Source organism: Paenibacillus sp. HGF5, from assembly GCF_000204455.1.
Classification (GTDB): domain Bacteria; phylum Bacillota; class Bacilli; order Paenibacillales; family Paenibacillaceae; genus Paenibacillus_AQ; species Paenibacillus_AQ lautus_A.
Genome location: NZ_AEXS01000031.1, coordinates 1 through 13,561, shown reverse-complemented (window position 1 = coordinate 13,561; position 13,561 = coordinate 1). Strand labels below are relative to the sequence as shown.

Below are 13,561 nucleotides of genomic sequence, written 5' to 3'. Positions count from 1 at the left end.
TGATCGAGCAATGTCATAGAACAGGCATCATTCTGGATGTGTCCCATCTGTCCCAGGCCGGTTTCTGGGAACTGGCGGAGCTGACTCAGCGGCCCGTCATTGCCTCGCATTCCAATGCGTACTCCATTTGCCCGCATCCCCGGAATTTGAGCGATGAACAGATACGCGCACTGATAGCGTTAAACGGCATGATCGGCATCACGTTTGTGCCCTGGTTTATCCGCAGCGGTGTCGAGCGCGTGAAGCCGGAGGACGTCCTGCCGCACATCGAGAAGATTTGTGAGCTGGGCGGAGAGAAGCACATCATGTTCGGGTCGGATTTCGACGGGATCGATCAATGGATCGAAGGGCTGGAGCATCCGGGCCGGTATCCGGATTTTCAAGAGCTGCTGCTTAAGTTTTATTCCGAATCGATGGTCAAGGGCTGGATGTCGGATAATCCGCTGCGTTTTCTTGAACAGCATTTGCCTTCATCGCCGGTTCAAGAAGATGAACATGACGCATAACATCCTGGATTCGAGGATAACTATGACAATCCTGTTGCAGATCGTTCAAGAAACGAAAGAAGGCGGCCTGAAACACGCGGGTTGCCTTTTTATTTTTGGGTAATAGAGAGTATAATAGGTGATGGCATGTACAGCATATAGAGAAAAACAAGGAGTGAGACAGATGAGTAAAACTGTACCTGTGGGTGTATCCGCCCGCCATATTCATTTAACCCAAGAGCATATTGAGGCATTGTTCGGCCCTGGATATCAACTTACAGAGTTCAAACCTTTGTCCCAGCCAGGACAATTCGCGGCCAACGAAACGGTAGCGGTCATTGGAACGAAGGGACAATTCGATAAAGTAAGAATTTTGGGACCTGCGCGTCCTGCAACCCAGCTGGAAATTTCCCGTACGGATTCCTTTGCCATCGGCGTGAAAGCACCCGTGCGCGAATCCGGAAACATTGCCGGTACCCCGGGAATCACGATTAAAGGCCCGGCAGGTGAAGTAACGGTGGACGAAGGCGTCATCGTGGCCGCTCGTCATATTCACTTCCATACATCCGATGCGGAACAGTGGGGCATTAAGGACAAGGACCTGCTCAAAGTGCGCCTAGGCGGCGAACGCGGCCTCGTGCTGGAGAACGTCATTGCCCGCGTATCCGACAATTTTGCGCTCGACATGCACATCGATACCGATGAGGCCAACGCAGCCGGCGCCAAAAACGGAGACACTGCTGAAATTATTGATTAATCCGCGGCTATAGAAAGCCATAAGAACTTACTGTATGTGTCACGCATGCGCAACTTTTACAAGTTCGCAGTCAAGAAGAGCCTGGATCGATTCATCGATGCCAGGCTCTTTTTTGGAAATTCCAAGTTTACGGGCGGCGTGCTGCCGAACATGGGAGAAGAAAATCAACGGCCAAGGAACGCTCTAATAGCACCAGGGTGGTAGCTTAGGCATAAAGATCATGATATAATTTAAAACAGTGCCTATTTAAGCAATATTGTCATGTAAACCAGAGATTTTGCGGATCTAAGGAGTGACCTAGCATGTCGAAAGAAAGTAAGGACTACTCCAAGTATTTTGATTTTTCAGGAGCCAAAGTTCTCTCGGAAGATGAACACGGGAAGAGAATTCGCATCAATGGCCGGGAAATCAACATTCTTTCGGAGCCTAATCATAGACAGGAAAAACAACGCGGCAAACAGAGTGTCGAAGTCTTGTACGATACCGAGCTGCCTGAGGAGTTCCGAAGCATCGGGGCTGGCAAGCATTATATCGTGTATACGTACGGATGCCAGATGAATGAGCATGATTCCGAGACGATTAAGGGATTGCTGGAGCTGATGGGCTACCGGGCAACCGAGGATCGCAAGCAGGCGGACATCATTTTGCTTAACACATGTGCCATTCGTGAAAACGCGGAGGACAAGGTGTTTGGCGAACTCGGCCACCTGAAGCATCTGAAGACGGAAAAGCCGGATATGCTGCTTGGGGTTTGCGGCTGCATGTCGCAGGAAGAATCGGTCGTGAATCGAATTCTCCAAAAGCATGGCTTCGTGGATCTGATCTTCGGCACGCATAACGTACATCGTCTGCCTCACTTGATTCAGGAAGCGCTCTTCAGCAAGGAAATGGTGGTTGAAGTGTGGTCCAAGGAAGGCGACATTGTCGAGAATCTTCCGAAGAAAAGGGAAGGTCTCCGCGGCTGGGTCAACATTATGTACGGCTGTGATAAATTCTGTACATACTGCATCGTCCCTTACACCCGCGGCAAGGAACGCAGCCGGCGACCGGAGGACGTCATTGCGGAGGTTCGCGAATTGGCCCGTCAAGGGTATAAGGAAATTACGCTGCTCGGTCAAAACGTCAATGCGTACGGCAAAGATTTTGAAGATATCCAGTATCGCTTCGGCGATCTGATGGATGATATTCACAAAATCGATATCCCGCGCGTTCGCTTCACGACATCCCATCCAAGGGACTTCGACGATCATCTGATCGAGGTGCTGGCGAAGGGCGGCAACCTGGTGGAGCATATTCATCTGCCGGTGCAGTCGGGAAGCTCGCAAGTGCTCAAGAAAATGAGCCGGAAATATACCCGCGAGACTTATTTGGAACTGGCCCATAAGATTAAGAAGGCGATTCCCAATGTAGCGTTCACCACCGACATCATTGTCGGTTTCCCCGGCGAAACCGATGAGCAGTTTGAGGAGACGCTGTCCCTCGTACGGGAAGTAGGTTATGACTCCGCGTATACCTTTATTTATTCTCCGCGCGAAGGAACGCCGGCAGCGGTGATGGAGGATAATGTGCCGATGGAGGTTAAGAGCGAGCGTCTGCAGCGCTTGAATGCCGCCATTAATGAATACAGCCGCAAGAGCAACGACAGGCTGCTTGGATCTACGGTGGAGGTGCTGGTTGAAGGAGTCAGCAAGAACAATGATTCCATGCTGTCCGGACGCACGCGCACGAACAAGCTGGTGCATTTTGAAGGCTCGACGGACCTCGTAGGCAGCTTTGTGAATGTACGGATCACGGATACGAAGACCTGGTATATCAAAGGGGATATGATCCCGGACGCGATTCCTGCCTCAGATGCGGTATAATGGAGGGGCAAGAAGCATGCCAATGCAGCATAGACCGTTACCCAATGGATCCATGCCTGCATATACCCATATAGATGATGAAGAATTGGAGCGATGAACCTTGGCACATGATCATGTTCGTACCAACACCTACGGTATGTCCACTTATAATACGCGTGAATTGATTATACGCGACGATATTCTGGCGAAAGCCGGCGAGCTGGCGGATTTAATATCCACAAGCGAAGAAGTTCAGATGTTTAAGCAAGCGGAAGAGAAGATCCAGAATCACGAACGGGTCCAAAACCTGATCAAAACCATTAAGAAAAAGCAAAAAGAAATCGTGGCTTTTGAAACGTTCCAGAACAAGGACATGGTAGCAAAAATCGAACGCGAGATCGAAGAACTGCAGGAGGAGATCGACGGCATTCCGCTCGTGATGGAGTTCCAGCAAAGTCAGAGCGACATTAATTATCTCCTTCAGCTGGTCGTGTCCGTGATTCACGATACCGTTTCGGAAAAAGTGAACGTGGAAACAGGTAAAGATACGCCGCCAAGCAGCTGCGGTTAGAGGAAACGAGGTGCGGAATGGTTCCGCACCTTTTCTGTTCTTGTTAAGGCATGCACAGAATGAGAATGTATAGGGCATAGTAAACTTATATAGAGATCGGGCTAGGAAATCCTTGACATCATTTTTAAATATGTCATAATGAAATTATCAAATTAATAGTTATGGTGATGGAAATGACGGATCGCGAACAGGCGCCAAAGAGCAGTGCCAAGAAATACAGAACACCGGACGGTGTGCCCGCCGATATCGTGATGTTTACCCTGACGAAGCGGGAACGGAAGACTTTTACCAAGACACTGCCCATTCGGGAGCTTAAGGTGATGCTGATCCGGCGCAGGTCGTGGCCTTGTGCCGGCATGTGGGCGCTACCCGGCGGTTTTTGCCGTGAAAGCGAGTCGATTTACGATGCCGCCAAACGGGAGCTGAAGGAAGAGACCGGGGTGGACGGCGGACACTTGGAGTACTTGGGCGTGTATAGCGCGCCGGGACGTGATCCAAGGGGCTGGATTATCAGCCATGCCTTCTATGCACTCGTAGAGGAGTGGATGCTGGAGCACCGCCAGGCTGCCGATGACGCGGAAGAGGTTGGCCTGTTTACGGTGGCGGAAGCTCTGGAGGAGCTGGAGCTTGCCTTTGACCACAGGGATATTATGATGGATGCTTACCGCAAGATTCAGCTGCAAATGCTGCAAACGACGATTGCCAGGCAGTTTTTGCCGGAGCATTTTACGCTGAGCGAGTTATACCAGGTCATCCAGACGGTTGTGCCCGAGTTCAACGAACCCAACTTTATCCGTAAAATCACATCGACCCGCAGCAGGCAGGGGATACTGGAAGAAGCGCGGGATGAGAACGGCAAGCCGCTAAGCTCCAACCAATATTCCCAACGTCCGGCCCAATTGTACCGATTTACGGATCATGCGCCGCTGCTATCGATTTATACGTAGCAGGTCTATGATTCAACCCGCTGTTATTTTATCGATCACATTAATCATGTCGTAGAGGAGTGTGTCAGATGAAAGCCTTAATCGTGATAGATTTCACGAATGATTTCGTGGATGGTAACCTGCCGGTAGGGAAGCCCGCCATCGACATTCAGAAGACCATTGCAAAGTTGACCCGGTTATACAGCGATCGCGGAGATTTTGTCGTCATGGCCGTGGACCTGCATGAGCAGGACGATGCTTTTCACCCCGAAACCAAGCTGTTTCCTCCGCATAACATCCGGGGAACCCGGGGGCGGGAATTATACGGCGAGTTACAGCAGGTCTATGAGGATCGCAAGGATACGATCTATTGGATGGATAAAACAAGATACAGCGCATTTTGCGGCACGGATCTGAACCAGAAGCTGCGGGAGCGAGGGATTACCGAGGTCGATCTCGTGGGGGTATGCACCGACATCTGCGTGCTGCATACCGCCGTGGATGCTTATAATTACGGATACAAAATAACGGTCTATGAAGATGGCGTTGCCAGCTTCAACCCGGAGGGGCATAAGTGGGCGTTAAGCCACTTTCAGGGCAGTCTCGGGGCAGCCGTTGTGCGAAGCGAAGAATTTCTTAATCGATAGACAGCTCGAACTACCCGGAGGCATGGATGAACCGGGTCATACTGGAGGATGATCGTGATGCTGACAGCAGGATTAGCACTACATACGGACAAATACCAGATCAACATGATGTATGCGCATTGGATTAACGGCTCTCATCGTACGCGTGCGGTGTTTGAGGGATATTTCCGCAAGCTGCCGTTCGGTAACGGGTACGCCGTTTTTGCCGGACTGGAAAGGATCGTGCATTATATCGAGTCCTTGCGTTTCTCGGATGAGGATATCGCGTATCTGGCCAAACAGGAAGAGAAGTATAAGCCTGAATTTCTGGAGGAGCTTCGCCGCTTCCGGTTTCAAGGGAATATTGATTCCATGAAGGAGGGAGCGCTGGTATTTCCGAACGAACCGCTCATTCGGGTGGAAGGCACCATTTTCGAGACGCAGCTGGTCGAAACCGCGCTCCTGAACTTCATGAACTTTCAGACCTTGATCGCGACCAAGGCCTCCCGCATCCGTCAGGTGGCCGGCGGCGATACCTTGCTGGAATTTGGCACAAGACGCGCGCAGGAAGCGGATGCGGCCGTGTGGGGAGCCCGTGCAGCGTATCTGGCCGGCTTCCATGCTACCTCGAATATGCTGGCCGGGGAGAAATTCGGCATTCCGACCAAAGGCACGCATGCGCATTCCTGGGTGCAGACCTTCCGGAGCGAGCAGGAGGCATTTGATATTTTTGCCGAGGTCATGCCGGATCAAGTGACACTGCTGGTGGATACCTTCGATACGTTAAAGAGCGGGATTCCTCATGCCATCGCAACGGCGAAGAAGCTGGAGGCCCAAGGAAAGCGGATGAATGCCATTCGTCTGGACAGCGGGGATTTGGCTTACCTGTCGATTCAAGCAAGGAAGATGCTGGATGAGGCCGGTCTTCACTACGTAGGCATTGTGGCATCCAACGATCTGGATGAAGGTACGATTCTGGATCTCAAGGCACAGGGTGCCAAGGTCGATACTTGGGGCGTCGGTACCCAGCTGATCACGGCGGCCGACCAGCCAGCGCTCGGAGGCGTCTACAAGCTGGTGGAGCGGGAGGTTGACGGGAAGATGGTACCAACCATCAAAATATCGGGCAACCCTGAAAAAGTATCCACCCCCGGCAAAAAGGACGTGTACCGCATCATATCCAAGGGCAGCGGCAAAGCGATCGCCGATTACATCTGTTTCCCGGAAGAGGAGATGCCGCCGGAAAGCGGTAAGCTGAAGCTGTTTAATCCGCTGCATCCTTACATGCGCAAAAACGTGAAGAACTTTGAAGCGGTGTCCATGCTGGAACCGATATTCCAGAATGGCGAATTGGTGTATGAACTGCCGGAGCTGGAGGAAATCCGCAGCTATCATGACGCACAGCTGGGACAGTTCTGGCCCGAGTATTTGCGTAAGCTGAATCCGGAGATATACCGCGTGAACCTGAGCGAAGAGGTCTGGGAAGTGAAACAGCGGATGATGGCCGAGTTCATGGAACAGCATGAAGATTAGAATATAAAATACACCAATGAAAAAGACGCTTCCCCAATCTTGCCGCTTGGCAGGAGAAGGGAGCGTCTTTTTGTACTTGGCCTATAGGTCAAGTCGATCCACTATACTTCCGTTGACGTCACTCGCGGTGAGATGAAGCTTGTCCTTGTTCTCTAGCATGTCGGGCTGGCGTTCGTAATACCATATGTACAAATCTTCACTGACATCCGGCCTCAGTTGTTGGTAGGGTATGGTATGTGCCGGCTGACCATTTATATGAATCTGAATGGGTTCTGTGCTTCTATACAGGCCAAATACGAGTGATGAATCCATGCTTGTCTCCGAGAATACGGACGGAGAAGAGGGATTCTTGGGAGAAGGGTATAATATAGATACGGCGGACATCTTCCATCCGAACCATCCTTTGGTATAGGTGGATAATTGTAGTCCCGATCTAGATGTCACCACGAAAGAATAGGCCTTCTCAGAGATTAATTCGGATTGTATGATTTCAGCATGATTAATGCTGAAAGGTGCTTCAAGAAAACCGTGTTTCTCCTTGAATACCGCCGCTTCGATCGAGCGGTGTGTGTTTGCGTATTCGTAGATCCCTGTCATTAAAATGAAGAGGAGGCCGATTAGTACGTACACTTTGAGACCAGGCCAGGTAATCAAAGGGAAAACCCAGAAGACTAGTCTAAACAGCGTAAGAACGAGACCCAAGCTTAGAAAGAAAACGAGAAACGAGCCCGCAATGCCCCCTGATTGTGTATGTATACCAAGGAATTCAAAAATCTGGTTTATCGGTTTATGGACGACCGGTAACAGAAATAGCGTCACCAGAGTGAGCAAGAACGAGAAGCGGAAGGATCTACGTTGAGATCCATCATCAAAATGAGTCATAACGTGGATTTCAACTCCTGCTGATCATTTTTTTATAAAAGGATTCTTTTTCCATAATAACACAGTTCTGATTATAAAAGACGAAAGTGGATTATTTCTCGGGAAAGCGCAGAAGCCGCTATTTTCCGGGAGCATGTATAAAGCTTCGACATATTCATAGTGCAAATCCGGATTGCTTAACAGCACCTAAACTAACCCAAGGAGTGATATGTGTGTACAACGATACCCAATTTCAGGCCTATGTGCTTCGTCAAGATGAGCAAGGGGTTCGCGGCAGCGTGGAGAACGTGAGTTTGGATCAGCTGCCCGAAGGAGACGTTATCGTGCGGGTGTTTTACAGCGGGGTCAACTATAAAGACGGTCTGGCCAGCATACCGGATGGAAAAATCGTTCGCAGGTATCCGTTCATACCAGGCATTGACCTGGCAGGGACGGTCGTGCATTCCGCTCATGCGGATTACAAGGAGGGCGATTCCGTCCTCTGTACCGGTTATGAGTTAGGGGTATCCCATGAAGGCGGGTTCAGCCAATATGCACGGGTTAAGGGAGAATGGCTCGTTCCCCTGCCGCAGGGCTTGTCTCCGCGCGATGCGATGGCCATCGGAACCGCAGGGTTTACGGCTGCTTTATCGATCGAGGCTTTATTGCGGAATGGGTTGCGGCAGGAGCAGGGTTCCGTTCTGGTTACGGGCGCGACCGGGGGAGTCGGCAGCTTCGCGGTATCCATCCTTAGCCAGTTAGGTTATCGGGTAACGGCATCGACAGGAAAATCCAGCCAGATCGACTGGCTCTTGAAGCTGGGAGCCCATGAGGTGATCTCCAGAGAAGAAGCTGCAGCAGCCTCCAAGGGGGCCATCTCCGCCGAGAAATGGGCAGCCGTGGTAGATCCCGTCGGTGGTAATCATTTGGGCGCCATCCTGAAAAGCGTACAATACGGCGGAAGCGTCGCCGTTTCCGGCATGACGGGCGGCGGTGCGTTTGAAACGACGGTGTTTCCGTTCATACTGAGGGGAATCAATCTCCTTGGCATCGACTCGGTGTACTGCCCCATGGCCTACCGCCGAGCGTTATGGACCAAGCTGGCGAATGAATGGAAGCCGACATCCGTGCTTCAAGAAGGAATCGGCGAATACGGATTGACCGATTTGCCCGAAGTGCTGAATACCATCCTGCAGGGCGGGGCGGTAGGACGAAGCGTCATCGCCTTATAATATTTGGCCGTTTTTATCGAATAATGTTCCTCTCCCACAGGCATTCTAAGGGAAGGTAGCCTTTGACACCTAAGGAAGGGGGAGTGAACATGAAATACCGCAAAATCGTTACCGTGTTATTGCTCTGTTCCATTCTTGCCATATCGGTCGGCTGCTCCAGGCAGGTGGCCAGGGACGAGATGCGCCTATATAACATGAGGGCTTACGAGGAAGGCTCCAGAGAGGCCCGGATATCAGGTCGTGGCATGAACGGAAAATTCCTTGAGGATCTCCAGGCCACGTTCAACCAGGCCGATATGCCGTTGACCAACGAAACCTATGTAGAGGACAACGTCGGCAATATCACATATCAATACCGGATCAATTATGATGCAAGCCAGTTTATTACCGTGTACGTCTATCAGAATCAAGCGGCAAGGGAAAAAGGGCTCAAGGAAATCTATGGCGTAACGGAAGGGGATGCCAATGCGGCCGGCGGGCATAATCTGATCATAAGTGACAAGGAAACGTCCATCGTCTATACGTCGACAGGCGACAAAACGGATAACTATTATGACCAGGTCAAAAAAATAGCGCCCTCCCTGCTTGCCAAACATCAACGACGCGCCAGCAGTTAGGATACAGCTAAGGCCGGATGCCCATATGCATCCGGCCTTTTGCATGGTGCCCGGCGTTAGTTGGTTATGACCGGTGTTTATCCAGCTCATATTTGACGTGCCGTAGCTCAGGCAGGAGGATACGGTTCATCGCAAGTTTTACGGCACCGCTGGAACCCGGCATCGAGAAAACGGCTGTGTGGCTTATCGTGCCGCCGATCGCGCGGCTTAGAATAGCCGCAGACCCGATATCTTCGGTGAAGCTGAGGAAGCGGAAGATCTCTCCGAATCCCGGGAGTTCTTTATCCAGCAGCGAAGAGACCGCTTCATAGGTGGTATCCCGGCTTGAGATGCCTGTTCCGCCGGTTAGTAACACGATATCGATCTCCGAAGCGCTGGCCGCGGAATAAACCGTTTCACGGATCGTTTCGTAGTCGTCTGGAACAATGCTGTATGCCACGACGGCATGTCCGGCTTCTTCGAGCAAGCCGATCATCAGTTTGCCGCTCTTGTCCGTGTCCTTCGTCCGCGTGTCCGAAACCGTAATCACCATACAGTTCACGGAAGCGGGGGATTGCTGTTTATGTTCTTGCGTTGAATTCATGCGTTATGACAACTCCTGTTCAGTTAATGGCGGGACGCTTGCGGTAGACGGATGAAATGTAGTACACTCGCTAGCATAATAAACAAATGTGCGCAAAGGAGTATGGAACGTGGAGCACGTAACACCCATTTATATTTTATCAGGTTTTCTCGGCAGTGGAAAAACGACATTGCTTAGTCGCCTCATTGCCTCCTTCAAGCAGCAGGGATTGCGGCCGGCCATTGTCATGAACGAGATCGGCGAGGTTAACATTGAAGGGCTGGCAGCCGATGAAGCGGTGCCGACGGCAGAGATGCTGAGCGGCTGCATCTGTTGTACCATTCGTTCCGATTTATCCTCCGAAATCGCGCTGCTGATCCAGCGGGAGCGGCCGGATGTCATCGTTATCGAAGCGACGGGAATCGCCAATCCGATGGAAATTCTGGACGCGACAGCGGAAGCCTCATTATATATGAGAATTGACGTGAAAAAACTGATCACTGTCGTGGATGCCGCGCATCTGCTGCATTTGAACATAGAGCAGAAGGGAAAGACCTACCGGTTGATGCAGGAGCAGATTCGCGCAGCCTCCGCGCTCGTCCTTAATAAAATGGACCTGGTCGAGGACCGGGACAGAGAGACGATTCGAGAGCTGGTGAAGCGGTGGAATCCGCATGCCTCGATTGTTCCTTCGGTGCGATGCGACTTGAATGTTGAAGATTTGCTGCAGAGCGATCCCGGGGATCGGAATGAGCATTCGATTGTACATCATCGAGAGGCCGGGGATGCCCATGAGCACAGAGACAAAAACAAGCAAGCCAACAGCGCTGAGCATGACCACAACCACAGCCACGAGCATGAACACAGCCACAGCCACGAGCATGACCACAGCCACAGCCATGAGCATGACCACAACCACGACCAAACACATGATCATGGCTCCCATGATCATGTCATGTCGTACACATACTACTTCAGCCATCCGGTAAACAGCGTGGAGTTCGAACGATTGATAGCCGGGCTGCCAAGGGATGTATACCGGGCGAAGGGCATTCTCACTTTCAGCGATACGAACAGCCGTTTTTTGTTCCAGTACGCGTTTCGCGAATCCGATTTTATGAAGATAACGCCCCAGGGCCAAGTGCCGGATGTGGTGGTGTTTATCGGGGAGCATTTTCAGAAATCGCTGCTAAGGGAGCAGCTTGAAAAGCTGGAGGGGAAGACAAGCGGGGCCTAAGTCAACCATTTTGCCTGATCATTCTGGGCAATTGTACCTTGGGACTTTCTGGCCGCGTTTGATTCAGAGGGCAGTCGAACGTTTAATACAAAGGCATAGCGTAATAACTACAAGGAGGATCTATCCAATGTTAAATGAACTCAAATATAAAGAATGCATCGAAGCATGTCTCCAATGTATGAACGCTTGCAATGTATGCTATGTATCCTGCCTGAAAGAATACGAACTGGCCATGCTTCGCGATTGTATTACACTCGACAGAGAGTGTGCGGATATTTGCGCGTTCGCGGCTCAAGCCATGTCCCGCAAAAGCCCTTACGTTAAGGAGATTTGCGAGCTCTGCATCAAGGCATGCCTGGCTTGCGCGGAAGAGTGCGAGAAGCATGATCATGAGCATTGCAAACAATGTGCGGAAGCATGCCGGAAATGTGCCGAAGCATGCCGCGAAATGCTGAGCCACGTTTAATCTAACGAGTTTCTATTGTGTGATATAACTAGGCCTGATTTCCGAATAGGAGGTCAGGCTTTTCATTTGCAGTTCGAGTAATGGATTTTACTAACTCCGAATTTTCCCCTATGATAGAGGTGTGAGAGGGCAAGAACAATTATGGGTAAAAAGAATGAGGTTGTAAGATGAACAGTTCCGTTGGCAAGAACAATCGGCATGTCAAAAACCTGAATCGTATCGGCATTATCGCGCTGCTCCGCGACTACGGCAGTTTAACGAAAGCGGAAATCGCAGCCAAGATGAATTTGACGTTTACCGCCGTGAACAATTTGGTGGATGAGCTGATGAAGGATCGATTGATTGCTGAAGCCGGGTTTTATGACGAGTCCATCCGGGGCAGGAAGCCCAAACTCCTCTCCTTGAATCCCGGTGATATTTACACGGTTGGCGTTCATATCAGCGCCTCCTTCGTAAGAGCGGCAGTCATTAATTTGCAGGGGAAAGCGATGATGGAGAAACGCTCCTCCTTTGAAAATAACGCCAATCGCGGCAGCGTGGTGAATGTCATAATCTCCACGATCCAAGCCGTATTGGACGAGTCGGGCCTGAAGTCCCAAATCATCGGCATAGGGGTGGGAGCTCCTGGACCGCTTGATCCGGTCCAAGGCAAGATTCTGTCTCCGCCGAACCTTCCCGGACTGCATCAGGTACGATTAAAGGGACTGATCGAGGAGAATACGGAGCTTCCGACCCAAATCGAGAAGGACGCTAACGTGATGGCACTCGGTGAGTTATGGTATGGAAACGGCAGGCATTTCAACCATGTGGTATACGTGGATGCGGATATCGGGATAGGTAGCGGATTGATCTTCAACCAGAAAATATATCAGGGCTACCCTTTTGGAGCCGGTGAGATCGGTCACTGCACGATCGATATTGACGGTCCGCGCTGCAATTGCGGCAATACCGGCTGCCTGGAAGCGATCGCATCCGGTATGGCCATCGTCCGCAGGGTCGGAGAAGAGCTGCGGCGCGGAGCTGCCAGTTCTCTTCAAACCTCGTTTGATGGCAATGATCACGGATTGGACATCACCGATGTGATCACGGCCGGTCTGGGCGGAGATCCATTGGCTGCCAATATGCTGAACGAATCGGCTCGTTATGTCGGCATATCCCTGGCTAATGTCATGAATCTGCTAACCCCGGAGACCATTATCATCGGTGGAGTCCTTGCGAACCGGTACCCGGATTTCTTCACATATGTAAGAGAAACATCATATAACAGAAGCTTGTCCAGCTTTCACGATAAAATCGTGCTTCAGCCATCCAAGTTGAGAGAGTATGCGGGCGTCATAGGCGCCGGCACGATCGTGCTCGAAAAATACCTGAACGAAATACAAACACCAGAATATGTGAACAGGAGTTGAAGTGTTTGCAGGAACTGCTGGAATTGAACGGAGTACATAAGCGTTTCGGTAAGTATGCCGTCCTGCATAACATCACCTGGAGCATCTCCCGCGCTGAGTGCGTTGCGATAACGGGAAGCAATGGCGCAGGCAAGAGCACCATGCTGCATGTGATCGCGGGGCTTGCTAACCCTTCGGAAGGGTCCAGGATCGAATATGGAACATCGCTGCGCGTCGGCTATGTACCGGAACGTTTTCCTGCGCTGCGGTTTCGCCCTTCCGAATATTTGCGCCACATGGCCGGCATTCAGGGCATGGACAAACAAGAAGCCGCGAAGCGGATCGATGCCATGCTGAATGTGTTTCAACTGCAGGACATGAAGATGACGCTATGCTCCAAGGGGATGCTGCAGAAGGTCAATATTATGCAGGCCTTGCTTAGCCAGCCCGATCTGCTGC

14 protein-coding genes are annotated in these 13,561 nt (G+C 51.2%); 13 read left to right on the top strand and 1 reads right to left on the bottom strand.

Annotated features, from left to right (window positions below; translation table 11 throughout):
• The 9 genes from HMPREF9412_RS05875 to HMPREF9412_RS05830 form a co-directional block, all read left to right on the top strand.
• On the top strand, nt 1-506 hold a 506-nt coding region (locus HMPREF9412_RS05875), incomplete at its 5' end, for a dipeptidase (protein WP_009590454.1).
• 163 nt (nt 507-669) lie between these two features.
• Nucleotides 670-1,242 (top strand): phosphate propanoyltransferase, encoded by a 573-nt coding sequence (gene pduL, locus HMPREF9412_RS05870; RefSeq protein ID WP_009590461.1) that lies wholly within the window; start codon nt 670-672, stop codon nt 1,240-1,242.
• A gap of 302 nt (nt 1,243-1,544) precedes the next feature.
• Nucleotides 1,545-3,104 carry a tRNA (N6-isopentenyl adenosine(37)-C2)-methylthiotransferase MiaB gene (gene miaB, locus HMPREF9412_RS05865; RefSeq protein ID WP_009590463.1) on the top strand — a complete coding sequence of 520 codons (1,560 nt, stop codon included), beginning with the start codon at nt 1,545-1,547 and terminating at the stop codon, nt 3,102-3,104.
• Between the two features lie 100 nt (nt 3,105-3,204).
• Entirely contained in the window at nt 3,205-3,654 is a 450-nt protein-coding gene (locus HMPREF9412_RS05860; RefSeq protein WP_009590459.1) for a RicAFT regulatory complex protein RicA family protein, read from the top strand.
• Nucleotides 3,655-3,815: 161 nt separating this feature from the next.
• Entirely contained in the window at nt 3,816-4,601 is a 786-nt protein-coding gene (locus HMPREF9412_RS05855; RefSeq protein WP_009590450.1) for an NUDIX hydrolase, read from the top strand.
• Between the two features lie 68 nt (nt 4,602-4,669).
• Nucleotides 4,670-5,227 carry a cysteine hydrolase family protein gene (locus tag HMPREF9412_RS05850; RefSeq protein ID WP_009590457.1) on the top strand — a complete coding sequence of 186 codons (558 nt, stop codon included), beginning with the start codon at nt 4,670-4,672 and terminating at the stop codon, nt 5,225-5,227.
• A 57-nt stretch (nt 5,228-5,284) separates the two neighbouring features.
• The gene (locus HMPREF9412_RS05845) at nt 5,285-6,739 is read left to right on the top strand and encodes a nicotinate phosphoribosyltransferase (RefSeq protein WP_009590462.1); all 1,455 of its coding nucleotides are present in this window, start codon (nt 5,285-5,287) and stop codon (nt 6,737-6,739) included.
• Between the two features lie 1,094 nt (nt 6,740-7,833).
• Nucleotides 7,834-8,832, top strand: coding sequence for an NADPH:quinone oxidoreductase family protein (locus tag HMPREF9412_RS05835; RefSeq protein WP_009590458.1), 999 nt, complete (start codon nt 7,834-7,836; stop codon nt 8,830-8,832).
• An 89-nt stretch (nt 8,833-8,921) separates the two neighbouring features.
• Nucleotides 8,922-9,449, top strand: coding sequence for a hypothetical protein (locus HMPREF9412_RS05830; RefSeq protein WP_009590451.1), 528 nt, complete (start codon nt 8,922-8,924; stop codon nt 9,447-9,449).
• A gap of 64 nt (nt 9,450-9,513) precedes the next feature.
• Here the strand turns inward: HMPREF9412_RS05830 and HMPREF9412_RS05825 are convergent, their stop codons facing one another.
• The gene (locus HMPREF9412_RS05825) at nt 9,514-10,032 is read right to left on the bottom strand and encodes a MogA/MoaB family molybdenum cofactor biosynthesis protein (RefSeq protein ID WP_009590456.1); all 519 of its coding nucleotides are present in this window, start codon (nt 10,030-10,032) and stop codon (nt 9,514-9,516) included.
• Nucleotides 10,033-10,141: 109 nt separating this feature from the next.
• On the opposite strand from HMPREF9412_RS05825, the gene HMPREF9412_RS05820 reads away from it, so the two are divergent.
• From HMPREF9412_RS05820 to HMPREF9412_RS05805, 4 genes are all read left to right on the top strand, one after another.
• Entirely contained in the window at nt 10,142-11,248 is a 1,107-nt protein-coding gene (locus HMPREF9412_RS05820) for a CobW family GTP-binding protein (RefSeq protein ID WP_009590453.1), read from the top strand.
• A 127-nt stretch (nt 11,249-11,375) separates the two neighbouring features.
• Nucleotides 11,376-11,714, top strand: a complete 339-nt coding sequence (locus HMPREF9412_RS05815) for a four-helix bundle copper-binding protein (RefSeq protein ID WP_009590455.1) — start codon at nt 11,376-11,378, stop codon at nt 11,712-11,714.
• Nucleotides 11,715-11,881: 167 nt separating this feature from the next.
• Nucleotides 11,882-13,123, top strand: coding sequence for an ROK family protein (locus HMPREF9412_RS05810; RefSeq protein ID WP_009590452.1), 1,242 nt, complete (start codon nt 11,882-11,884; stop codon nt 13,121-13,123).
• A gap of 5 nt (nt 13,124-13,128) precedes the next feature.
• A partial coding sequence (locus tag HMPREF9412_RS05805; protein WP_009590449.1) for an ATP-binding cassette domain-containing protein occupies nt 13,129-13,561 on the top strand: 433 nt, incomplete at its 3' end.

Excerpts from the sequence above, each read along its gene's own strand:
- pduL (WP_009590461.1), top strand. The coding sequence starts at position 670 with ATGAGTAAAACTGTACCTGTGGGTGTATCCGCCCGCCATATTCATTTA.
- miaB (WP_009590463.1), top strand. The coding sequence starts at position 1,545 with ATGTCGAAAGAAAGTAAGGACTACTCCAAGTATTTTGATTTTTCAGGA.
- HMPREF9412_RS05855 (WP_009590450.1), top strand. The coding sequence starts at position 3,816 with ATGGTGATGGAAATGACGGATCGCGAACAGGCGCCAAAGAGCAGTGCC.
- HMPREF9412_RS05850 (WP_009590457.1), top strand. The coding sequence starts at position 4,670 with ATGAAAGCCTTAATCGTGATAGATTTCACGAATGATTTCGTGGATGGT.
- HMPREF9412_RS05845 (WP_009590462.1), top strand. The coding sequence starts at position 5,285 with ATGCTGACAGCAGGATTAGCACTACATACGGACAAATACCAGATCAAC.
- HMPREF9412_RS05830 (WP_009590451.1), top strand. The coding sequence starts at position 8,922 with ATGAAATACCGCAAAATCGTTACCGTGTTATTGCTCTGTTCCATTCTT.
- HMPREF9412_RS05825 (WP_009590456.1), bottom strand. The coding sequence starts at position 10,032 with ATGAATTCAACGCAAGAACATAAACAGCAATCCCCCGCTTCCGTGAAC.
- HMPREF9412_RS05815 (WP_009590455.1), top strand. The coding sequence starts at position 11,376 with ATGTTAAATGAACTCAAATATAAAGAATGCATCGAAGCATGTCTCCAA.
- HMPREF9412_RS05810 (WP_009590452.1), top strand. The coding sequence starts at position 11,882 with ATGAACAGTTCCGTTGGCAAGAACAATCGGCATGTCAAAAACCTGAAT.